The 22,411-nt window shown below is 73.0% G+C and carries 17 protein-coding genes; 10 read left to right on the top strand and 7 right to left on the bottom strand.

Going from position 1 to position 22,411, the window contains the following annotated elements:
* The first annotated feature begins 193 nt into the window (after positions 1-193).
* Both ABD292_RS23150 and ABD292_RS23145 read left to right on the top strand, forming a co-directional pair.
* Positions 194-3,298, top strand: coding sequence for an ATP-dependent helicase (locus ABD292_RS23150; RefSeq protein ID WP_344210548.1), 3,105 nt, complete (start codon positions 194-196; stop codon positions 3,296-3,298).
* Entirely contained in the window at positions 3,292-6,582 is a 3,291-nt protein-coding gene (locus tag ABD292_RS23145; RefSeq protein ID WP_344210547.1) for an ATP-dependent helicase, read from the top strand. The genes ABD292_RS23150 and ABD292_RS23145 overlap by 7 nt, the downstream gene beginning before the upstream one ends.
* Here ABD292_RS23145 and ABD292_RS23140 read toward each other — a convergent pair.
* Genes ABD292_RS23140 through ABD292_RS23125 form a run of 4 tightly spaced genes read right to left on the bottom strand, consistent with a single transcriptional unit; the run spans position 6,542 to position 11,780 of the window.
* A complete protein-coding gene (locus tag ABD292_RS23140) occupies positions 6,542-7,624 on the bottom strand; it encodes a type III PLP-dependent enzyme domain-containing protein (RefSeq protein ID WP_344210545.1) in 1,083 nt (360 codons plus the stop codon). The two genes, ABD292_RS23145 and ABD292_RS23140, sit on opposite strands and share 41 nt — an antisense overlap.
* A complete protein-coding gene (locus ABD292_RS23135; protein ID WP_344210543.1) occupies positions 7,621-9,159 on the bottom strand; it encodes an IucA/IucC family protein in 1,539 nt (512 codons plus the stop codon). The genes ABD292_RS23140 and ABD292_RS23135 overlap by 4 nt, the downstream gene beginning before the upstream one ends.
* Positions 9,160-10,638, bottom strand: coding sequence for an IucA/IucC family protein (locus ABD292_RS23130; RefSeq protein ID WP_344210541.1), 1,479 nt, complete (start codon positions 10,636-10,638; stop codon positions 9,160-9,162). It abuts the gene before it with no gap.
* On the bottom strand, positions 10,635-11,780 hold the full coding sequence (locus ABD292_RS23125) for an ATP-grasp domain-containing protein (protein WP_344210539.1): 1,146 nt from the start codon (positions 11,778-11,780) through the stop codon (positions 10,635-10,637). The genes ABD292_RS23130 and ABD292_RS23125 overlap by 4 nt, the downstream gene beginning before the upstream one ends.
* Positions 11,781-11,925: 145 nt before the next feature.
* On the opposite strand from ABD292_RS23125, the gene nudC reads away from it, so the two are divergent.
* Complete coding sequence (gene nudC, locus ABD292_RS23120; RefSeq protein WP_344210537.1) at positions 11,926-12,897, top strand: NAD(+) diphosphatase; 972 nt, start codon at positions 11,926-11,928, stop codon at positions 12,895-12,897.
* 22 nt (positions 12,898-12,919) lie between these two features.
* Here the strand turns inward: nudC and ABD292_RS23115 are convergent, their stop codons facing one another.
* Together ABD292_RS23115 and ABD292_RS23110 are read right to left on the bottom strand one after the other, a co-directional pair.
* Positions 12,920-13,168 carry a mycoredoxin gene (locus ABD292_RS23115; protein WP_344210535.1) on the bottom strand — a complete coding sequence of 83 codons (249 nt, stop codon included), beginning with the start codon at positions 13,166-13,168 and terminating at the stop codon, positions 12,920-12,922.
* Between the two features lie 120 nt (positions 13,169-13,288).
* Entirely contained in the window at positions 13,289-14,215 is a 927-nt protein-coding gene (locus ABD292_RS23110) for an alpha/beta hydrolase (protein ID WP_344210533.1), read from the bottom strand.
* A gap of 153 nt (positions 14,216-14,368) precedes the next feature.
* Here ABD292_RS23110 and ABD292_RS23105 point away from each other — a divergent pair, with 153 nt between their 5' ends.
* The 7 genes from ABD292_RS23105 (at position 14,369) to ABD292_RS23075 (ending at position 19,908) form a co-directional block, all read left to right on the top strand.
* Positions 14,369-16,411, top strand: coding sequence for an ATP-dependent DNA helicase UvrD2 (locus tag ABD292_RS23105; RefSeq protein WP_344210531.1), 2,043 nt, complete (start codon positions 14,369-14,371; stop codon positions 16,409-16,411).
* A gap of 206 nt (positions 16,412-16,617) precedes the next feature.
* A complete protein-coding gene (gene tesB, locus ABD292_RS23100; protein WP_344210529.1) occupies positions 16,618-17,487 on the top strand; it encodes an acyl-CoA thioesterase II in 870 nt (289 codons plus the stop codon).
* A 116-nt stretch (positions 17,488-17,603) separates the two neighbouring features.
* Positions 17,604-17,870: a hypothetical protein gene (locus tag ABD292_RS23095; RefSeq protein WP_344210526.1), complete on the top strand. Its 267-nt coding sequence runs from the start codon at positions 17,604-17,606 to the stop codon at positions 17,868-17,870.
* Positions 17,871-17,993: 123 nt separating this feature from the next.
* On the top strand, positions 17,994-18,263 hold the full coding sequence (locus tag ABD292_RS23090) for a WhiB family transcriptional regulator (RefSeq protein WP_020544973.1): 270 nt from the start codon (positions 17,994-17,996) through the stop codon (positions 18,261-18,263).
* 73 nt (positions 18,264-18,336) lie between these two features.
* Positions 18,337-18,501, top strand: a complete 165-nt coding sequence (locus ABD292_RS23085; RefSeq protein ID WP_177240918.1) for a hypothetical protein — start codon at positions 18,337-18,339, stop codon at positions 18,499-18,501.
* A 148-nt stretch (positions 18,502-18,649) separates the two neighbouring features.
* Positions 18,650-19,243: an RNA polymerase sigma factor gene (locus ABD292_RS23080; protein ID WP_344210523.1), complete on the top strand. Its 594-nt coding sequence runs from the start codon at positions 18,650-18,652 to the stop codon at positions 19,241-19,243.
* The gene (locus ABD292_RS23075) at positions 19,240-19,908 is read left to right on the top strand and encodes a hypothetical protein (protein ID WP_344210520.1); all 669 of its coding nucleotides are present in this window, start codon (positions 19,240-19,242) and stop codon (positions 19,906-19,908) included. The genes ABD292_RS23080 and ABD292_RS23075 overlap by 4 nt, the downstream gene beginning before the upstream one ends.
* A gap of 1,155 nt (positions 19,909-21,063) precedes the next feature.
* Here ABD292_RS23075 and ABD292_RS23070 read toward each other — a convergent pair.
* Positions 21,064-22,410 carry an ABC1 kinase family protein gene (locus ABD292_RS23070; protein WP_344210518.1) on the bottom strand — a complete coding sequence of 449 codons (1,347 nt, stop codon included), beginning with the start codon at positions 22,408-22,410 and terminating at the stop codon, positions 21,064-21,066.
* Position 22,411 lies beyond the last annotated feature (1 nt).

The raw sequence follows: 22,411 nt of genomic DNA, 5'->3' as shown, positions 1-22,411 counted from the left end.
CGAGGTCCCAGGCCCGGGACCTCGGCGTGTCGTCGCGATTTCCGCGATTTCCGCCGCTAACGTAGGCGGTTCGCGCGAGAAGACCGGGCAACTCGGCACGATCTACCCCTGTGGTCTGGTGGAATCTAGTGCTGTGAGTGGTCAGACCTGGCGCCTGGTACGACGTGGCAACACCGCCCCTGATGTGCCCCCTGTGCTGGACGAGCATCAGCGTGCCGTGGTCGGGCATCCCGGCGGCCCGCTGCTCGTGCTCGCCGGTCCTGGCACCGGCAAGACCACCACGATCGTCGAGAGCGTCGTCGACCGCATCGAGCGGCGCGGCCTCGACCCCGAGCGGGCGCTCATCCTCACCTTCAGCCGCAAGGCCGCCGAGGAGCTGCGCAGGCGCGTCACCGCCCGGCTGCGCCGCACCACCCGCACCCCGCTCGCGATGACCTTCCACTCCTACGCCTACGCCCTGCTGCGCCGCGAGGCGGTCCTCGCCGGCAAGGCCCCGCCGCGCCTGCTGACCGGCCCCGAGCAACTGCTGGAGATCCGCCGCCTGCTCCACGGCGAGCTGGAGAACGGCGCGCCCGACTGGCCGGCGTCGCTGCGCGAGCCGCTGCGCACCCGCGGCTTCGCCGAGGAGCTGCGCGACTTCCTGTCCCGGGCCAACGAGCGCGGGCTGGACGGCCCCCGCCTGGTCGAGCTGGGCCGCCGCCACGGCCGCCGCGACTGGGTGGCGGCCGGCCGCTTCGCCGAGCGCTACGAGGACCGCTTCGACCTCGACCCCGAGGAGACCTTCGACTACGCCGAGCTGGTCGGCGCCGCCTCGGCGCTGCTGGCCAGGCCGGAGGTGCGGGCGCGCGAGCGGGCCGCGCACGAGGCGGTCTTCGTGGACGAGTACCAAGACTCCGACCCGGCCCAGGAGCTGCTGCTCCACCACCTCGCCGGCGACGGCCGCGACCTGGTCGCGGTGGGCGACCCCGACCAGTCGATCTACGGCTTCCGCGGCGCCGACGTCCACGGCATCATGGGCTTCCCTCAGCGTTTCCGCACCCTCGACGGCCGCGACGCGCCCGTGCTGGCCCTGCGCGTGTGCCGCAGGAGCGGCGCCGGCCTGCTGCGGGCCAGCCGCCGCCTGGCCGCCAAGCTGCCCGTCGCCCCCGGCTTGGACCACCGGCACGACCACCGCGACCTGGTGCCGGTGCCCGGTCTGCCCGAGGGCGAAGTCCGCGTGCTGCTGGCCGACAGCACCAGCCAGGAGGCCGCGATCGTGGCCGACACGCTGCGCCGCGCCCACCTGATCGAGGGCGTGCCGTGGCACCGGATGGCGATCCTGGTGCGTTCGGCCAAGCGCCAGGTGCCGCTGCTGCGCCGCGCGCTGACCAACGCCGGCGTGCCCACGATGATCGCCGGCGACGAGGTGCCGATCGCGCAGGAGCCCGGCGTGCGCCCGCTGCTCACCGTGCTCAAGGTCGCCCTCGACCCGGCCCTGCTGGACGAGAACGTGGCCGAGGAGCTGCTGACCGGCCCGCTCGGCGGCACCGACATGATCGGCGTACGCCGCCTGCGCCGGGCGCTCAAGATCGCCGAGAACGAGGCGTCCGAGCAGGGCGAGGCCCGCTCGTCCGGCGAGCTGCTGGTCGCGGCCGTGCGCGACGCCCGCGAGCTGACCAGGATCGAGCCGCACGTCGCCCTGCCCGCCGAGCGCGTGGCGCGGCTCCTCGGCGTGGCGAGGGAGTCGGTCGCCTCCGGCGGCACCGCCGAGGACCTGCTGTGGGCCGTCTGGGACGCCGCCGGGCTCGCCTCCCGCTGGAGCGACCTCGCCATGTCGGGCGGGCCGCGCGGCGCGCAGGCCGACCGCGACCTCGACGCCGTGGTGGCCCTGTTCGACCAGGCGGCCAAGTTCGTGGACCGCATGCCCAAGGCCGGCCCCGAGGTCTTCATCGACGACCTGGCCGCCCAGGAGATCCCCGGCGACACCCTGGCCGAGCGCGCCCCCGACGGCGACGCCGTACGCGTCCTCACCGCCCACCGCGCCAAGGGCCTGGAGTGGGACGTCGTCGTGGTCGCGGGCGTGCAGGAGGGCGTCTGGCCGGACCTGCGGCTGCGCGGCTCCCTGCTGGGCGTGGAGGACCTCGTCGAGACCGTCGAGGGCGGCGAGCCCAACGCCGCGTCCCTGGTCTCCAAGCTGCTGGCCGAGGAGCGCCGGCTGTTCTACGTGGCCGCCACCCGGGCCAGGCGCAGGCTGGTCGTCACCGCCGTCGGCGGCGAGGACACCGACGAGCGTCCCTCGCGGTTCCTGTCCGAGCTGGCCCCCGGCGAGGTCGAGACCGCCACCGTGGACGACCGCGCCCGCTGGCTCAACATGTCCGCGCTGGTGGCCGACCTGCGCAGCGCCGTGACGGACCCGACGAAACCGGCCAAGGTCCGCAGGAAGGCCGCCAGGCAGCTCGCCCGCCTGGCCGCCGCCGGCGTCCAGGGCGCCCACCCCAACGACTGGTACGCCCTCACGCCCATGACCGACGACCGGCCCCTGAGCTGGCCCGAGGGCGTCGTCAGCATCTCGCCGTCGGCGGTGGAGAGCTTCACCAAGTGCGGCCTGCGCTGGCTGCTGGAGACCGCCGTCGGCGCGGCCGGCACCAGCACCGCCCAGGGCCTCGGCAACGTCATCCACGCCCTGGCCGTGCTGGCCGCCACCGACCTGCCGAGCGAGGACCTGCTGGGCGAGCGCCTCGACCAGGTCTGGCACGAGCTGGACTTCGGCGGCACCTGGTACAACCGCAAGCAGCGCCAGGTCGCCGAGCAGATGATCGGCAAGTTCCTGCGCTGGCACAAGGAGAACCCGCGCGAGCTGGTCGCGCTGGAGGAGTCGTTCACCGCGACGATCTCCGAGGGCGTGCAGATCAAGGGCCGGGTCGACCGCGTCGAGCGCGACTCCGACAACCGAGCGGTGATCATCGACCTCAAGACCGGCGGCTCCAAGCCGAAGGCCGGCGAGCTGGACCGGCATCCGCAGCTCGGTGTCTACCAGCTCGCCGCGCTGCTCGGCGCCTTCGCCAGGCACGGCATGACCGAGCCCGGCGGGGCCGCCCTGGTGCAGCTCGGCAAGGCGGGCGGCAAGAACGACGCTTTGGAGCAGCGCCAGGGCGCGCTGGCCGACGACGCCAACCCCGGCTGGGCCGCCGACCTCGTCGACACCGTGGCCACCGGCATGTCGGGCCCGTTCTTCCAGGCCAAGGTCAACGACGGCTGCCGCACCTGCGCGGCCCGGTCGAGCTGCCCGGTCAACGACAGCGGGGGCCAGGTGTGCTGACCCCCGCCGAACTCGCCGAGAAGCTCGGCGTCCTTCCCCCCACGAGCGAGCAGGCGGCGGTCATCGAGGCGCCGCTGGAGCCGATGGTCGTCATGGCCGGAGCCGGCTCGGGCAAGAGCGAGACCATGGCGGGACGGGTGGTCTGGCTGGTCGCCAACGGCCTGGTCAAACCCGCGAACGTGCTGGGCCTGACGTTCACCCGCAAGGCCGCCGCCGAGCTCGCCACCCGCGTGCGCGAGCGCCTGACCGGGCTGGCCGAGGCGGGCCTGGTCGACCCCGGCGCGCTCGACGACGAGCCCACGGTCTCCACCTACCACGCCTACGCCGCCCGCCTGGTCACCGACCACGCGCTGCGCGAGGGACTGGAGCCGACGATGCGCCTGGTCACCCCGGCCGTGTCGTGGCAGCTCGCCTCGCGCGTCGTGGCCGCCTACGACGGGCCGATGGACCGCGTCGAGCTGGGCCCGCCCTCGGTCACCGCGGCTCTGCTGGAGCTGGCGGGCGAGCTGTCGGAGCACCTGCGCGGCCCCGACGACGTACGCGAGACGGGGGAGCGGCTGCGCGAGTGGCTGGCCCGCGTGCCCGGCCGCGCCACGCTCGCGCAGCGCCGGCCGCTCGCCGTGCAGGCGGCCAGGGAGCAGCTGCTGCCGCTGGTGGAGGCGTACGAACGGCTCAAGCGCCGCAGGGAGGTCATCGACTACGGCGACCAGATGGCCCTCGCCGCCAGGATCGCGGCCCGCCACAAGGAGGTCGGCGAGATCGAGCGCGAGCGCTACGCGGTCGTGCTGCTCGACGAGTACCAGGACACCAGCCACGCCCAGCTCGTCCTGCTGCGCTCGCTGTTCGGCGGCGGCCACCCGGTGACCGCCGTCGGCGACCCCTGCCAGTCCATCTACGGCTGGCGCGGCGCGTCCGCGGGCAACCTGCGCCGCTTCGCCCGCGACTTCCGCACCGCCGCGGGCGATCCGGCCCCCGTACGTCAGCTCAGCGTCAGCTTCCGCAACGGCGACCGGGTGCTCGACGTGGCCGCCCGCGTCCAGCTCCCGCTGCGCATGGAGGCGCGCGAGGTGCCGGTCCTGGTGCCGGGGCCCAACCGGGTCGAGCGCGGCCGGGTGACCTGCGCCTTCCACGAGACCGCCGAGGACGAGGCCACGTGGGTCGCCGACGGCATCGCGAAGATCCTCGGCCAGGAGGTCGCCCCCGACGGCCTGCCCTGGGGCGACAAGGAGCGCAAGAAGACCCTCGCGCTCCAGCCCCAGGACGTCGCCATCCTGGCCCGCCGCCGCTCCCAGTTCCCTGCGCTGCGCCGGGCGCTGGAGGAGCGCGACATCCCGGTCGAGGTGGTCGGCCTCGGCGGCCTGCTGACCGTGCCCGAGGTCAGCGACATCGTCGCCACCCTCCGCGTGCTCTACGACGCCACCGCGGGCGACGCCCTCGCCCGGCTGCTGGCCGGGCCGCGCTGGCGGATCGGCCCGGCCGACCTGCGGGTGCTCGGCGAGTGCGCGCGCGAGCTGGCTCGCGAGCTGAGCGAGAGCGCGCGCGCCACCGACCCGCTCGACCAGGTGGTGGCCGACCTCGCCGAGGAGCGCGGCAGCCTGGTGGACGCGCTCGACGAGCTGCCCGACCGCGAGGAGTGGCTGGCGGCGTTCTCCCCGCTGGCCCGCACCCGGCTGGTCGCGCTCGCGCACGAGCTGCGCCAGCTCCGCGCGCACGCCGCGCAGCCGCTGCCCGACCTGATCACCGAGGTGGAGCGCAGGCTCGGCCTCGACATCGAGGTGGCGGCCCGCAGCGGCACGGCGGGCGCGTTCGCGGCGCGGGCCGATCTCGACGCCTTCATCGACGCGGCCTCCCGCTTCGCGGGCGACGCCGAGGACCCGACGCTCGGGGCGTTCCTCGCCTACCTCCAGGCGGCCGAGAGCGAGGAGTTCGGGCTGGAGGCCGGGCGGGTCGGCGAGAGCAACAGCGTCAAGCTCATGACCGTGCACGCCTCCAAGGGCCTGGAGTGGCCGGTCGTGGTGGTGCCGGGGCTGTCGCAGCTCGTCAGCTCCAAGGGGCACGTCTCGACCGGCAGCGTCTTCCCCGCCTCGCCGGTCATGAACAGCCGGTGGACGGAGAACCCGCGCAAGCTGCCGTACCCGCTGCGCGGCGACGCCGCCGACCTGCCGCGGCTCGGCGGGCTCGGCAAGGAGGACCTCGCGGTCTTCGACGAGCTGTGCCGGGAGCGGGACCTGACGGAGGAGCGCAGGCTCGCCTACGTCGCCGTCACCCGCGCCCACTACCACCTCATCGCCTCCGGCTACCGCTGGGGCAGCGCCACCAAGCCGCTGGAGCCCTCGGAGTTCCTGCTGGAGATCCGCGACACCGCCGACCGGGTCGCCGTCTGGGCCGACGGCCTCGCCGAGGGCGCGGCCAACCCGCTGCTCGCCGAGCCCGCCGAGGCCGTCTGGCCGGTCACGCCCGAGGGCCTGCGCTACGAGTCCGTGCTCGACGGCGCCCGGCTGGTCGAGGACGTCCTGTCCGGAGCGCTCGGCGAGGACGACGACGAGGACGACGAGCCCGTACGCGCCTACGAGCAGGAGCGCATGCGCGCCTGGGAGCGCGACACCGACCTGCTGCTGCGCGAGCGCGAACGGCACCTGCGCCGCCCGCCCACGATCGTCGAGCTGCCCGCCAAGCTGACCGTCTCGTCGCTGGTCACCCTGGCCGCCGACCCGCGCGAGCTGGCCCGCAGGATCCGCCGCCCGGTGCCGGTCAAGCCCGCGCCGCTGGCCAGGCGCGGCACCTCGTTCCACCGGTGGCTGGAGACGCGCTGGGACCAGCAGCGGCTCATCGACGACTTCGAGCTCTACGACGAGCTGGAGCCGGAGGAGGCCGACGTGCGCCTCGCCGAGCTGCAGGAGCGCTTCGAACGCAGCGAGTGGGCCGACCGGCGGCCGGTGGACCTGGAGGTCCCGTTCGAGACGATGATCGGCGACCGGCTGGTGCGCGGGCGCATGGACGCGGTCTTCGCCACGCCGGACGGCGGCTACGAGGTCGTCGACTGGAAAACCGGGCAGCCGCCGCGCGGCAAGGCGGCGAAGGCGGCGTCGGTGCAGCTCGCGGCCTACCGGATTGCCTGGTCGCACCTGGCCGGGGTGCCGCTGGAGCGGGTGGGCGCGGCCTTCCACTACGTACGCGCGGGCCGCACCGTCCGCCCGGTCGACCTGCTGGACGAGGCCGGGCTGGTCGCGCTCGTGGAGAGCGTCAGGAGCGAAGATGACGGAAAGCCGGCTTCGGGTGCATGAGGAAGTCGTGGTGTGAGATGTTCCAGGCGTAGGCGCCGGCCATCGCGAACACCACCGTGTCGCCGATCCTGAGCGAGGCCGGCACGGCGCGCGCGAAGACGTCCTTCGGCGTGCAGAGCTGACCGGCGAGCGTCACGGGCTCGTCCGTCACGCCCGGTCCCGCGCCCGTGGGCAGCACCTCGAACGGCTGGTCGTGGCCCTTGGTCACCGGCGTACGCAGGTGGTGGGTGCCGCCCAGCAGGATCGCGTACGCCTGGCCGCGCACCCGCTTCACGTCCACCACCCGGGTCACGTAGTAGCCGCAGTACGCGGTCAGCGCCCGGCCCGGCTCGATCCGCAGCCGCCGCCCGCCCGCGAGGGCCCGCAGGCCCGCGCCGTACGCGGCCCAGTCGAAGCGGCGCTCCGGCTCGGCGTACGACACGGCCATGCCGCCGCCGAGGTTGACCTCCTCGTGCTCGGTGTCGAGCAGCCGCGCGGCCAGGCGGAGGAGCTGGGAGGCGTCCAGGCCGCTGGCCAGGTGGGCGTGCAGGCCGCGCAGCCGCAGCCGCCCGCCGAACAGCGGCAGGCACTCCGCCACGCCCGCCTCGTCCATCCCGAACGGCCCGCTCATCGTCAGCGCCGCCCCCTCGACCGGCAGGTCCGGGTTGATCCGCAGCAGCACGTCGGCGGGCAGGCCGGTGGCGCGCAGGCGGCGCAGCTCGTTCGGGGACTCGACGTGCAGGCGGTGGTGCGGCAGCCGCAGCTCGGCGTCGGTCTTGCCGGGCCCGCCCAGCGCCACCGGCATCGCGGGGAACAGGCCGGTGACGTGCGCGTGCTCGCCGCCCGACGACACCTCGAACCCGTCCACGTGCCCGGCCAGCACCCGCAGCAGCTCGGCGTCGGGGTTGGCCTTGACGGCGTAGTACAGCTCGACGCCCGCGAGCGCCCGCCGCACGGCGGCCGCGTGCGCGTCGAGGCCCGGCAGGTCGTAGACGTAGGCCGGGGCCGGGAGCGCGGCGGCGGCCTCTCTGACGCGGCCGGGGATCAAATGATCGGGGATCACGCGAGCGGGTTCGCGATCGGCACGTACCCGGCGGCGCGATCGGCGGCTCTCGCCCAGCGCACGCCCAGGTTGGCCTTGGCCGGCAGCGGCGCGCCCGCCAGCAGGTCGGACAGCGGCAGCGGCCGGCCGAGCGCGTCGGCCTGCCCGGCGACCAGCTCGCGGGCGGCCTCCCACAGCGTGCGCAGCAGCGCGTCGTCGCGCCCGGCGACGGCCGCCGCGATCTCGGTCAGGTGGTTGACCAGCAGGCAGTAGACGACCCGGGCCCAGCCGCGCCCGGCGTCGTACGTCAGCGCCGCCGCCACCTCGGGCCGCACCCCGGACAGGTCGTGCCGGCCCGCGACGAGCTTGGTCCCCTCCAGGTCGCGGAAGACGGCCTGGGCGGGCATCCCGTCGCCGTCCAGCCCGACGAGGACGTTCTGCAGGTGGGGCTCCAGGACCACGCCGTGCGCGAAGAACAGCTCCAGCACCGGCAGCGCGACCTTCACCACGTACGCCCGCCACCAGCCGAGCGGCCCAGCAGGTGGCTCGGCGGGCCGCGCGTCCAGGGCGAGCGCGGCGGCCAGCACCGGCGTCACCCCGGGGTCGCACACCTCCCACGGACTCCGCCTGACGATCACGCCCAGCTCCTCGGGATGCCGGGCGGCCGTGCGGTAGCCGGGCTCGGGCAGCCACCGGGTGGCCGGGTGCGCCGCCGCGACCCGCTCGAAGACCGGGCCCAGGCGTGTGGTCAGCTCCACCGCGCCGGCCAGCTCGTACCAGGCGTTCTTGCGCACGCAGTTGGTGATCCGCACGTCGAGGGAGAACTTCAGGCAGACCCCCGCGTCGGGGACGTAGAGCGTACGCACCGACGACGTCGGCACCGCCTCGGGACCGGGGCCGAGGTCGATCAGCTCGTCCCCGTCGAGCGCGGGCCGCAGCAGGTCGAGCTGCCACGGATGCGCGGGGAGCAGCCGGTAGCCGTCCGGCGCGCGGCCCAGCCCGTCCAGCGCCCCGACCTCGCCCTCCTCCACCGTGGCCGGCGCCCGCACGCCCAGCAGCCGGAGCGGGAACGCGGCGTGCGCCTCCGGCGCGTAGCGCAGCCAGCCGTCGCCGCCGCGCGCCTTCGGGCTCGGATGGAACGGGTGCCCGTACACCAGGGACTGCTCCGAGGCCAGCCACGGGTCGGCGGGCGGCTCGGCCGCCGCCCTGGCGCGCAGGATGGCCGTGACCGCGTCCCTGCTGGCGGCGACCTGGCCTGCGAACTCCCCGTTGTGCCCGCCGAGCTCGGCCTGGACCAGCTCCACCAGCTCGGCCATGGTCAGCGGACGCCAGGCCCCGGCGTCCAGGCGCTCGGCGGGGCCGTCGAAGCGCAGGGCGGCGCCCCCGTACGTACGCACCCGCAGCAGCGTCCCCGCGACCCGCAGCAGCAGGTTCGGCGGCGCCGGCCACACCAGGCCGCGCGGCCCGGCCACCTCCCGGACGCAGCAGCGCAGCAGCGCCGCCAGCGTCGCCTCCTCGGCCGGCGCGCAGGGCGCGTCGATGGCCGGTCCGGGCATTCAGGCTCTCCTCAGGTAGTTGGGGCCGCTGGTCCCGTAGTGCTTGTTGACGTCGCGCGCGCCGGTGCGCCACTTGGGCGCGAGCGTTCCCGCGGTGACCATGGACTTGCCGGTCAGGCGGACCGCGTCGAGGGTCCTCGCGCGTAACAGCCGGGCCATGGGGTGGTCGCCGTGCTCGTCCAGCGCCTCGGCGAGGCTGTCGCGCAGCAGCGCGGCGGCGCGGGCCGGCGGCAGCGTCCCGAACGCGACGGCGGCGGCCGACAGGTGCAGGGTGATGGTGACGAACACGTCGGCGAGGGCGTGCGGGTCGTCGGTCAGCATCCGCTCGTCGGCGAACGCCGGCGCCTCGATCCCGGCCGCGCGCAGCCGCGACGGCGACGCCAGCAGACCGTCGTTGTCCTTGACCAGCAGCTTCAGCTCCTCGCCCCGCAGCACCAGGGCCAGGTTCTGCTGGTGCGCCTCCAGGGCGACGCCGTAGCGGACGAACAGCTCGACGTTCCAGCGCAGCAGCAGCCGCAGGTAGGCGGGGACGAGGTGGCCGAGGTCCACGCCGGGCGCGGTGAGCGCGGCCACCGGCACGATCGTGCCCTCGGGCAGCCGCCGCACCATCCAGGCCAGGTGCTCGTCCCCGGTGGCCGCGTAGGTCTGCTCGTCGGCCAGCAGGACGTCCGGGCCGGCCAGCCGCCGCAGCAACGTCTCCGCCCGCGCGCCGTCGGCCAGCGTGCCCGGCTTGATCGAGCGCCGGTTGCGCAGGCCGAGCGTGCTGATCGGCAGGGGCAGCTTGAGATGCGTACGCGGATCGACCTCCACCGTCCGCATGGACAGCGTCGGCCGCACCTCCAGCGCTTCCTCCTCCAGCACCCGTACGCCGTCGATCTTGCGTACATGCTCGACGGCCAGCGGATGCACGGGGAACAGCACCCCCTCGGCACGGACGTCCGGGGGCGTGAGATCGGCGGGCAGCGACGCCGCCGAGCCCGGCGCGAGCAGGTCACGCGGCGCCACGGCCCACCGCAGGAGGAACCGGGGCCCGAACTCCGGCGCGTACGCCAGCAGCTCCCCCTCCGACAACCCCACCCGCGCCCGCGACGTCGGGTAGACCGGATGGTCCGCCAGCGCCGCCAGCGTCTCGTACGACGGCCCGCCCCGCAGCACCTCCGCCGCGTGCGCGTCCATCAGCTCCAGCCCCGCGAGCGCCGCCAGGCACTCCTCGAAGAAGGCCGCGACGCCTTCGGAGTCGGCCGGGTCGGCCACCTCCACCAGCGTCTCCAGCACCTGCTCCAGCCCCAGCCGCTCGTCCGAGGCCACCACGAAGTCCTGGAACAGCAGGCCGGGCTCCAGCCGCGCCCACCGCCCGTCGGCCAGCAGCAGGCCCACGCCGTCCTTGGTGCGGGTCACCCGCCCGGCCAGGCCGCCGTAGTCCTCACGCAGCAGCGCGTTCAGCACCCGGGCGGCCAGGTAAGCCTCCCGCTCGCTCATCCGACCACCCACGGCCGGGCCGCCTGGTACGCGGTCACCGCGGCGTCCACCCGCGCCCGCGAGGGCCCGACCGCCCGGATGACGCCCAGGTAGTCGCGGTTGGTGCCGGTGACGGAGACCTGGTCGCCTTCGGCGCGCAGCGGGCGGTGCCAGAGGCGGACGCCGTCGCGGTCGACGTACTCGTCGGCGGGCGCCTCCTTGACCGTTCCCGGCCGGTCGGCGACCACGCTGACCGCGCAGCCGTGCCCGGCCGGGGCCGGTCCGGCCTGGGGCAGGCGCTCGCCGAGGTGCGTCCGCAGGATCCACTCGAACAGCGGGATGCCGAGCACGTCGGCCAGCAGGAAGTCGCAGGTGTCGCCGATGACCCGGTAGTTGATCTCGATGATCCGCGGGCCCGCGGCGGTCAGCGCGTACTCGGTGTGGCAGGCCCCGAACCCGGCGCCGAGCGCCCGCAGCGCCGCCAGCACGTGCTCGGCGGCCCCGTCCTGCGGCGGGGCCCAGTCCAGGCGCTCCTCGACGAAGTGCGGCAGCGGCCCCAGCCGGGTCTCGAACCCGCCGAGCACCCGCACCTCCGCGCCGTCCCCGAGGGTCTCCAGCGTGCGCAGCGGGCCCTCCAGGTACTCCTCCACCACGAGGGCCTGGCCGGGCCGCCGCCGCCGTGCCTCGGCGACGGCCCCGGGGAGGTCCTTCTCGACGAGGACGACGTCCTCGCTGGCCACGCCCTCCCTGGGCTTCAGCACCACGGGGTAGTGCCACCCCTCCGGTACGGGATCGCCGGGCGCGAGCCGGGCGGACCTGACCCGCTCGATCCCGGCCTCGCGCAGCGCGCGGCGCATGAGGAACTTGTTCTTGGCGGCCAGGCAGGCCCGCCAGTCCTTGCCGGGCAGCCCGAAGTAGTCGGCCGCGAGCGCGGTCTCCGCCTGCAGATGGTCGGAGTTGGAGAAGATCGCGTCCGGCCGGCCGAGCCGCTCGACCGTGTCGATCAGGGCGCGGGGATCGCGGACGTCGCAGGCCACCGCGCCGGGATGCTGCTCGGGCCGGTCCGTCAGCACGGTCACCTCGCAGCCCAGGGCACGCGCGGCGGGCAGGAAGCCGGCGGTCACCGAGTCGGTCGGTTTGAGCGCGGTGAGGTAGAGCCGCAACGTCGAGGCACCCCCGGAATCAGGTAAGGCTAACCTAACCCGATGATCTTAGCCGGAGCGCGGACGGCGACGGGCCCGAATCGGCGATCAGGCGCTGACCCGCGAGGTCATAGGATGACATGGAAATTCTGGAGGGGGCGGGCCTGTGGAGATCACGGCGGAAGAACAACTGATCGGACCCCTGCTTCTCGCGCGCGGGACCATCGACCGCTCCGCGGCGTTGCGCGCCGACGAGCGGTGGCTGGAACGTGCCTGGGCCGACCCGGCGACCAGGGTGCTGGTCATCGACGACGGCCACACGCTGGTGCGCAGGGAGGGCGACCAGGTGCGGGCGGTGCTGTTCAGCACCGACGAGGCGCCGGAAGGGCCGCGCTACCTGCTCGGCGTCGAGGGCGAGGTCGCCTACTTCGCGGTCGCCGCGCCGCTGCCCGGCGTGCCCAGGCAGGAGGCCAACGGGCGGGTCACGTTCGCGATGAAGCTGGCCGACACCCCCGACGGCGACCCGGTCGCGGCCGGGCTGCGCCAGGTCGGCGGGCTGCTCGGCGACCGCGACGCGGGCCTGCTGGTCTACGCCGTCGCGCTGGAGGCCTGGCACGCCACCCACGAGTTCTGCCCGCGCTGCGGCAACCGCACCGAGATCCGGACGGGCGGCCACATCCGCGTCTGCCCCGAGGACGGCAGCCAGCACTTCCCGCGCGTCGACCCCGCCGTGATCATGCTGATCCGCGACGAGAACGACCGCTGCCTGCTGGCCCGCGGTCCGCAGTGGCCGCAGGGGCGCATGTCGATCCTGGCCGGGTTCGTCGAGCCGGGCGAGTCGCTGGAGCACGCCGTGGTGCGCGAGGTCGCCGAGGAGGTCGGCGTCAGCGTGATCAGGCCGCGCTACCTCGGCAGCCAGCCCTGGCCGTTCCCGCGCAGCCTCATGCTCGGCTTCTTCGCCGAGGCCGTCACCACCGAGCTGCGGCCCGACGCCGAGGAGATCGCCGAGGCGCGCTGGTTCTCCCGCGAGGAGCTGACCGCTGCACTCGACTCCGGCGAGCTGCGCCTGCCGCCCGCGGTGTCGATCGCCCGCCGCCTCATCGAGACGTGGTACGGCGGGCAGCTCGACTACGAGTGACCGGCCCGATCAGGCGGCCCGATCAGGCGGCGCCGAGGATGGCCTTGACCTCCAGGGCCGACGGGTTCGTCCGCACCACGCGGCCGCCAGGCGTGTCGATCACCACGGTCGGCACCGTCTGGTTGCCGTTGTTGACGCTCATCACAAACTCCGCCGCCGACGGGTCACGCTCGATGTCCACCTCGTCGAAGCTGATGCCCTCACGGGTCAGCTGGGCCTTGAGCCGCTTGCAGGGGCCGCACCAGCTCGTGCTGTAGACGGTGAGCGCCATGTCGGGTGATCCCTCCCAGGTCAGAAGTCAGGCGTCCGGTGCAACAACCCGGCATGCCCGCTTAATCCCTTGGCCAAGAGGGCCGTGTTCAGCCGCTGTGCTCAGCCGCTGTGCTCAGGCTCAGCCGATGCGCTCGGCGATCCAGGTCTGCACCCGCTCGGCCACGCCCGGCTCCCGGTAGAGCGGCGCGCTGTGGTTGATGCCCGGCTGCGTCAGCACGGTCACCGGCACGCCCACCTTGGCCAGCATCTCCCGCAGCAGGATGCCCTGCGACGGCGGCACGAACTCGTCCTGCGAGTGAATGGTCAGCACCGGGGCGTCGCGCCTGCTCGCGTGCCAGGCGACCTCCATGCTGGCCCACACGCGCGCGCACTTGCCCTTGGGCGCGCAGCCGCCGGCCAGCTTGATCGCGGCCTTTCGCAGCCTGCGCTTGTTGAGGTCGGTGGTCTTCCTCGCGTCGCCGTCGGCGTACGCCTGCAGCGGGGAGGTGATCGGCGACAGGCCGACCACGCCCTTCAGCCCGCTCACGCCGTCGCCGTACGTGCCGACCGCCGCCGCGATGTGCCCGCCCGCCGAGAAGCCGACCACCACGTAGTTGCCCGGGTCGAACGACCACCGGTCGGCGAACTTGCGTGCCGTCGCGATCGCCGTGAGCGCGTCGGTGCGCTGCGCCGGCCAGGCCGCGTCGCCGGACAGGCGGTAGTTGAGGTTGAAGACCGTGTAGCCGAGCTCGGCGTAGCTGCGGGTGATCTCCTTCATGTAGCGCTTGTCGCCGCTGGACCACCAGCCGCCGTGGATCAGGAAGACGCCGGGCCGCTGCTGACCGTCGGGGGTCCACCACACGTCCATCTGCTGCCGCCTGTGCGCGCCGTACGCGATGGTCTCCGTGCTCAGTCCGTAGACGTCGTCCGTGGTCGCCGAGGTGGCGACGCTGGGTGAGGGAGTGGGCTGCGCCGCGGTCGCGCCCACGCTGACCGCATCGGCGCTGACGGGCGTGAGCACGACGGCAGCGAGCGCCAGAGCGCCCACATGAACCGCTATCCGCACGGCCTTCCTTTCCCCCAGGGTCAATGGTCGGCCCCATTGTGGGGGAAGAGACCAGTTCTTTGCATCTCGCCGCCTAGGAACATACGACGGCCCGCATGTTGCCAGAATAAAGCCCCTGGCCGCCAGTGCTGGGAAGATGAAGGGGTGACACACGTGGATGACGTCCTGATCGGCCTCGACCCCGAGCAGCGCGCCGTCGCCGAGGCGGTGCGCGGCCCCGTCTGCGTGCTGGCCGGGGCCGGGACGGGCAAGACCAGGGCGATCACCCACCGGATCGCGCACGCGGTGCGGAGCGGGGTCGTCGACGCGCAGAGCGTTCTCGCTGTGACTTTCACCACGCGCGCGGCGGGGGAGTTGCGCCAGCGGCTGCGCGCGCTCGGCGCGCCCGGCGTGCAGGCCCGCACGTTCCACGCCGCCGCGCTGCGCCAGCTCACCTACTTCTGGCCGCGGGTGATCGGAGGCGAGGCGCCCTCGGTCATCGAGTCGAAGCTGCCGGTGCTGGTCGAGGCGTGCCGGCTCATCCGCAAGAGCCCCGACCGGTCCGAGCTGCGCGACATCGCCTCCGAGATCGAGTGGGCCAAGGTCACCCAGATCGGCCCCGAGGACTACGCCGCCGCCGCGGCCAAGCACCACCGCACGCCCCCCGTGGCCGCCGAGGAGATCTCCCGCCTGTACGAGGCGTACGAGCAGCTCCGGCGCGAGCGCCACCTGGTCGACTTCGAGACCATCCTGGAGCTGACCGCGGCCGTGATGACCGAGCACCAGGAGGTCGCCACGCAGATCCGCCAGCAGTACCGCTACTTCGTCGTCGACGAGTATCAGGACGTCAACCCGCTGCAGAAGCTCCTGCTCGACACCTGGCTCGGCGGCCGCGACGACATCTGCGTGGTCGGCGACCCCAACCAGACCATCTACTCCTTCACCGGGGCCAGCCCGCGCTACCTCACCAACTTCGCGGTCGAGCACCCGCAGGCCGCCGTCATCAGGCTCGTCCGCGACTACCGCTCCACCCCCCAGGTCGTCGACCTGGCCAACCGGGTCATCGCCCGCGGCCGCTCGCCCCACCGGCTGGAGCTGGTCGCCCAGCGGCCCGACGGCCCGCGGCCCGCCTTCGCCGACTACGACGACGAGCCGGCCGAGGCCGCCGGGGTCGCGAGGGCCATCAGGAAGCTGCTCGACAAGGGCGTGCCGGCCCGCGAGATCGCGGTGCTGTTCCGGGTCAACTCGCAGTCGGAGGCGTACGAAGAGGCGCTGGCCAAGGCCGAGATCCCCTACCTGCTGCGGGGCGCGGAGCGCTTCTTCGAACGCCCCGAGGTCCGCCAGGCGGTCGTGCTGCTGCGCGGCGCGGCCCGTTCGGCGGCCGGCGAGCCGCTGGCCGCCGAGGTGCACCACATCCTCGCCGGCGTCGGCCTCACCCCCGCGCCGCCCGGCGGCGGCAAGGCGAGGGAGCGGTGGGAGTCGCTGAAGGCGCTGGCCGACCTGGCCGAGGACCTGGCGGCCGAGGGCGCCGACCTGCCGGCGTTCGTCGCCGAGCTGGAGCGCCGCGCGGCCGAGCAGCACGCGCCGCCCGTCGAGGGCGTCACGCTGGCCTCCCTGCACGCCGCCAAGGGTCTGGAGTGGGACGCCGTGTTCCTCGTCGGCCTCACCGACGGCATGCTGCCCATCGTCTACGCCGAGACCCCCGAGCAGATCGAGGAGGAGCGCCGCCTGCTCTACGTCGGCATCACCCGCGCCCGTGAGCACCTGACGCTCTCCTGGGCGCTGGCCCGCGCGCCGGGCGGGCGCAAGGGCCGCCGGCCCTCACGCTTCCTCGACGGCCTCACCGGCCGCGCCGCCGCCCCGCCGCGCCCGATCCAGGGCGCCGCCCGCGAGCGGCGCACCGTGGCCGCGCCGGTGCACTGCCGGATCTGCGCCAAGACGCTCACGGCCGCGGCCGAGCAGAAGCTGGGCCGCTGCGCGACCTGCCCCGCCGACTACGACGAGGAGCTGCTGGAGCGGCTGAAGGCGTGGCGCACCGCCACGGCCAAGGACAACAAGATCCCGCCGTACGTCGTCTTCACCGACGTCACCCTCCAGGCCATCGCCGAACGCGCGCCCGGGACCGAGCAGGAGCTGCTGTCGATCCCGGGCGTCGGCCGCGTCAAGATCGACCGCTACGGCGAGGCCGTCCTCGCCCTCTGCCGCGGCGCGGCGTGACAAGCGCGGTGTAACAAGCGCCCGTTCCGACACGGTGTAACAACCGCGAAACGCCGGCCGGTCATCATCGGACCGCCGGGCCGGATGCGGACCGGCTCCGGCGGCACGTCAAACTTGTGTCAGGACCGGATACCTGTCCGAGAAGAAACCTGCCCCGCCGCCCTCACGCACCGGACGGCGCCGGGGCCCGCGAGGGGGACCGACACGTGAACGAGGCGCTCAAGGAGCTGCTCGACCTGCTCGACCTGGAGCAGATCGAGCTGGACATCTTCCGGGGGAGGAGCCCCGAGGAGCGCATCCAACGCGTCTTCGGCGGCCAGGTGGCGGCCCAGGCCCTCGTGGCGGCCGGGCGCACGGTCACCAAGGACCGCTTCGTCCACTCGCTGCACGCCTACTTCATCCGGCCGGGCGACCCGTCGATCCCGATCGTCTACAACGTGGAGCGGGTGCGCGACGGGCGTTCGTTCAGCACCCGCCGGGTCCAGGCGGTCCAGCACGGCAAGGCGATCTTCACGATGTCGGTGTCGTTCCACATCGCGGAGGAGGGGGTGGAGCACCAGGCGTCGGTGATGCCGGCCGTGCCGGCGCCCGAGACGCTGCCCACGTTCCAGGAGCGCATGTACGCCCTGGTCGGCGACCACCCCGAGTTCCGCGACTGGGTGTCGCGCCCCAGGCCGGTCGACTCCCGCTACGCCTCCCCGCTGACGTGGGAGGCCTACAACGACCCGTCGCTGCGCAGCGCCGAGACCAACGTCTGGTTCCGCTACGACGCCGAGCTGCCCGACGACCCGCTGCTGCACGTCGTGCTGGCCGCGTACGCCTCCGACTTCACGCTCGTGGACACCATCCTGCTGGCGCACGGCATGGCGTGGGGCATGTCCAACGTCATGGGCGCCTCCCTCGACCACGCCATGTGGTTCCACCGCCCTTTCAGGGCCGACGACTGGTTGCTCTATGCTCAGGAGTCACCGTGGTCTGCGGGGGCGCGGGGGTTGGCGCGCGGTGAGATGTTCACCGCGTCCGGTGACCTCGTGGTCTCCGTCGTCCAGGAGGCGATGATCCGGCCGCTGCGATAGCGAAATCGCAGGTAGAAAATATGTTGCCGGGTCCCGGCCTTCCGGTTTAGGGTCATGGGCAAGCGAGTCGGACACGACTGTTTCCGACGATCAGCAGAGTGGAGGTGAGCCCAGTGATGAGCATTCTGAAGACTGCAGCCACGCCGTGGCTCGCTTCCGCATGCCGTGATTCGGTGCTGCTCGCCCACGAGCCCGCCAAGCCACGGCAGGAGAAGTCTGCCCGTAGCCAGTCCGCCGCCTTCTACGCGCGTGCCCACTTCGGCGCCGCCGCTCCGCAGGTGGCTCCTGTCTACGCAGGACGTATCGAACTGCCGGCCAGCCAGCTCACCAACGGTGGACTGTGCGGTCCGCAGCCCTGGAGGGATACACCGGTCATAACCTGACCGGCGACAGTAGCCCCCAGGCCGCGGATCCACAGACGGATCCGCGGCCATTTTGTTGCCCGCGATCCGACCACCTACGAGGTGTCCAACAAGAACAAAAGGATCGATCGAAGGAGAAAGAAGATGGGGGCGAAGACGATCATGGACCTGATCGACGAAGCCAAGATCCCCTGTCGTACCGACCCTGACCTGTGGTTCGCCGAGTCGCCGGATGACGTGGAGTTCGCCAAGGCGCTCTGCGGCGGCTGCCCGATCCAGAAGGCCTGCCTCGACCGCGCGCTCGAGCGCGAGGAGCCGTGGGGCGTCTGGGGCGGCGAGCTGATCCTCAGGGGGACCGTCGTTCCCCGCAAGCGTCCGCGCGGGCGTCCCCGCAAGCACCCGGTCGCTGCCTGACCCACCTGTACGAACGCACCACACCGAGAGGAAACCGAGACTGATGAACGCTCGACCGACGAGGAGCACCGGAATGTCCCATCTCATCCATGACCTCGTGAACGACCGAATACAAACCCTCCACCGCGAGGCGGAGGAGGAGCGTCTCGCGCTGCGCGTACAGCGTGTGCGACGGGCGCAGCGCGAGGTACAGAAGGCCAACGACCGCCTCCGGCGCGCCCTGCTCCTGCAGTGGTGATCGGGGAGATCCTGCCGCCGGCGCAGGATCTCCTCACTGAAGACGGATGATTCAGCCTCATTCATGAACGCGAGAGCCGGGCGCCGACGGGCGCCCGGCTCTCGCGCTGTTCCGGGAACCCGCCCGCGCCCGGCGGACAGTACTGCTTGTGGATGTGAACCTGCGGACCCGCATACGCGACGGCGACCAGCGCGCCTTCGAGCAGCTTTTCGACCAGTACGCCAAAACCGTCTACAACCACGCCTGGCGGCTGACCGGCGACTGGTCGGCGGCCGAGGACGTGGTGTCACTGACGTTCCTGGAGGCGTGGCGGCTGCGGGAGCGACTCGCCCCGGACGGCGGCTCACTGCGGCCCTGGCTGCTCGGCGTCGCCACGAACGTGGCCCGCAACCTACGACGGGCCAGGCGGCGGCACGAGAACGCGATGGCCAGGATGCCCCGCGACGACGCCGCACCTGATTTCGCCGACGACCTGGCCGGCCAACTCGCCGACCAGGAACGGTTAGCCGAGGTGCGCGAGGCCCTCGGCCGGCTGCGCAAGCCCGAGCAGGACGTGCTGCTGCTGTGCGCCGGGGCCGGCCTCGACTACGCCGAGGCGGCCGAAGCCCTCGGCATCCCGATCGGCACCGTCAGGTCACGGTTGTCGCGGGCCAGGAAAAAACTGGAACTGGCCGTGGCCCGGCGACAGAGGAATGGTGACCGCGGCACCGCGGTCCGGTCCGTCAAGGAGTCCACCTCATGAACATCTTCCCGCCGGAACGGGATCTTCCTGAGGGCCGTCACCAACTGCTCAAGGAGTTCGTGATGACCGCCCTCCAGAACAACCCCACCCCTCCCCAGCCGACTTCGTCGCCCGCCTCCCCCACTCCGCCGGCCTCACCCACTCCGCCGGCTTCATCCCGGCCGCTCCGACCGCGCCGCAAGCTGCTACGCCCGGGCGTCCTGGCTCCCGCACTGGGCCTGGCCGCCGCGGCCGCGGTGGCCCTGCCGCTGATGTTCGGCGGCACCCCCGCCTACGCCGTCGCCAAGAACCCGGACGGCACCATCTCCATCACCGTCAACGAGGCCAAGAACCCGAAGGCCCTTGAGTCCGACCTGAGGCGGATGGGCTACAACATCGTCGTCGACTACCTGCCTGAGGGCAAGAAGTGCGCCACCCGCCCGCGCGGCACGAACTGGGTGCCGAAGGAGGAGGCCCCGCTCGCCGTCTTCCCGCCCACCGTGGACACGGGCGGCTTCCAGATCGACCCCCAGCAGATCAAGCCCGGCCAGACCGGCGTGCTGGAGTTCGCCGTGAACGAGAACGCTGAGGCGGGCACCGTCGTCGCCGGCATCTGGGCCCGAATCTCCAACGGCCCGGTGGCCCCCTGCGACCTCATAGACGGCTCCGCCCCTCTCGGCGACTAGAGCGCGTCTCCGCGGCCGCCGCCACAGCTGCCCCGCATCGCCGCCATATGGCGACCCCACGTGGTGACGCCGCCATGTGACGCCGCCATGTGACGCCGCCATGTGACGCCGCCATGTGGTGACGCCACGGGTAACGCCGGCATGTGGTGACGCCTTGTAGTAACGCCGTCATGTGGTGACGGCGGGTCGCCGGTTGCACTGGAGCCGGCGCCCCGCCGTCACCCGTGACCTCACCGATCCGCGACCCGCCCGCCCGCCGCTACCTGACGGCCCCGCCACGCGGAAGAGCAGAAGCCTGGACGAAGCCCTCGCAGACGAACGACCCGCCCGAATCGTTGAGGCACGCGGGGAAACTGCCCTGGCATCATTACACAGAGTAATGAAGGCCGACGACCGGTTCCCAAAAATCAGCCCGCAGCGACCACCAGGGCAACGACCCATCCCCACTGAAGAACCCACCGTCGGCCCCTTCACGTCCAGTGAGACCAGGCACCCTTAGAAGCCGGACCTGTAAGCGCCCGGAACACACACCAAGCCGACCCCTGACAGGCCCATTCCCGCACCCCGGGCCTGCACCCGCACCTCCGCATCCCGCGCCTCCGCATCCCGCGCCTCCGCATCCCGCGCCTCCGCATCCCGCGCCGGCGTCTCCGCGCTTTTGCGCCCGCACTCGCGTCGGCACCCCGAACCCTGCACCTCCGTCCGCGCTTGGCGCCCGTACCCCGCGCCGGCGCTTCTGCGCCCCTCACCTCCGCACCTTGCGCCTGCACCGGCACCGGCACCGGCACCCCGAATCCTGCACCCCGCGCCCGCGCTTCACCCCCGCGCCCGCACCTCCACGCTTGCGCGTCCCTGCACCTCCGCGTTTTGCGCCCGCACTCGCGTCGGCGCCCCGAACCCTGAGCCTCCCGCCCTTGCCGCACGCCCGCACCTGTGCTTCCGATTCCGCTTGCGCGCCCGCACCTCGGCGCTTGCGCGCCCGCGACTTCGCACCTCCGCACCTCCGCACCTCCGCGTGAAACGCCGCCCGCCGACGAGCTCAGCGCCAGGACCGGGCCGGGCCGTCATCGCCGAGTCGCTCACGCTGCTGACGTGGTGCGGCCCGTACCCAGCACTCAGATCAGGCTCTGGATCTGAGGGCCGGGGTCCGGGGGGTCAGCTGATGGCCAGGGCCTTGTCGTCGGGCTGGTCGTCCGGGTCGTCGGAGAAGCCGGGCACCCAGCGAATTACCTCGTCCCGGAACCGGGCCGTGGTGTTGAGCTGGCAGAGCACGCCCACGCCCGCCGCGTGCACCCGGTGGATGAGCACGTACGACGTCGGCAGGTTGAGCTGGCGCACCACGTTGCCAGGGCGCAGGTCGGCGACGCTGGCGGCCTGGGTCTGGAGCCATTCGCGACTGAAGGTGAACTCCTCGACCGCCGTCGGCTCTACGTACGGCGCCAGGAAGGCCCGCAGCGCGTCGGGATCGATCTCGATCTCGGGCCGGATGAACCCCTCCTGACGCAGCCCCGTCACGACGCTCTCCATGTCGCCATGGTTGAAGATCCGCATCAGCTGCCCGAACACCCTGGGATAGCCGTCCGGCAGCCGGTTGACCGCGCCGAAGTCGAGCACCCCGAGCCTGCCGTCGGGCAGCATGCGGAAGTTGCCCGGATGCGGATCGGCGTGCAGCAGCCCCACCCGCGCCGGCGAGCAGAACAAAAACCGCACGAAGAGCAGCCCCGCCCGGTCGCGCTCCTCCTTGGTGCCCTGGGCAATGATGCGCGACAGCGGGACGCCGTCCATCCACTCGGTGACCAGCACCATCTCGTTGGCCGCGATCACGTCGGGGATCAGGAAGTCGGGGTCGCCGTTGAACTCGCCGGCGAAGGCGTGCTGGGCGTGGGCCTCGCGAAGGTAGTCGAGCTCCTCTTCGATGCGTTCGCGCAGCTCGGACAGTACGGCCTTCATGTCCAGGCCGGGCAGCAGCACCCCGAACAGCTTGCCCAGCCGCGCGAGCTGGGTGAAGTCGCCGAGCAGGGCCTTGCCCGCCCCCGGGTACTGGATCTTGACGGCCACCTCGCGCCCGTCGTGCCAGACGGCTTTGTGCACCTGGCCGATGGAGGCGGCGGCGGTCGGCTGGTCGTCGAAGGAGCGGAAGTTCTCCCGCCAGTCGTCGCCGAGCTGTTCGGCCAGCACCTTGTGGACGGTGGCGACCGGCAGCGGGGGAGCGGCGTCCTGGAGCTTGGTCAGCGTGGCGCGGTAGGGACCGACGATCTCCGGCGGGAGCGCCGCCTCGAAGATCGACAGGGCCTGCCCGAGCTTCATGGCGCCGCCCTTGAGCTCGCCGAGCACCTTGAAGACCTGGTCGGCGGTGCGCTGCTGAACCTCCTGCGCCACGATCTCGGCGGACTTGCCGCCCAGCCGCTTGCCCAGCCCGATGGCGGTACGCCCGGCGAATCCGAGGGGAAGCGTGGCCAGCTTGGCGGAGCGCGTGACAGCACGGCGTGGAAGATCGCTCACA

This window comes from Nonomuraea bangladeshensis, assembly GCF_039529455.1.
Classification (GTDB): domain Bacteria; phylum Actinomycetota; class Actinomycetes; order Streptosporangiales; family Streptosporangiaceae; genus Nonomuraea; species Nonomuraea bangladeshensis.
The sequence above is the reverse complement of the archived record's forward strand: the minus strand, read 5'-3'. Positions and strand labels throughout refer to the sequence as shown.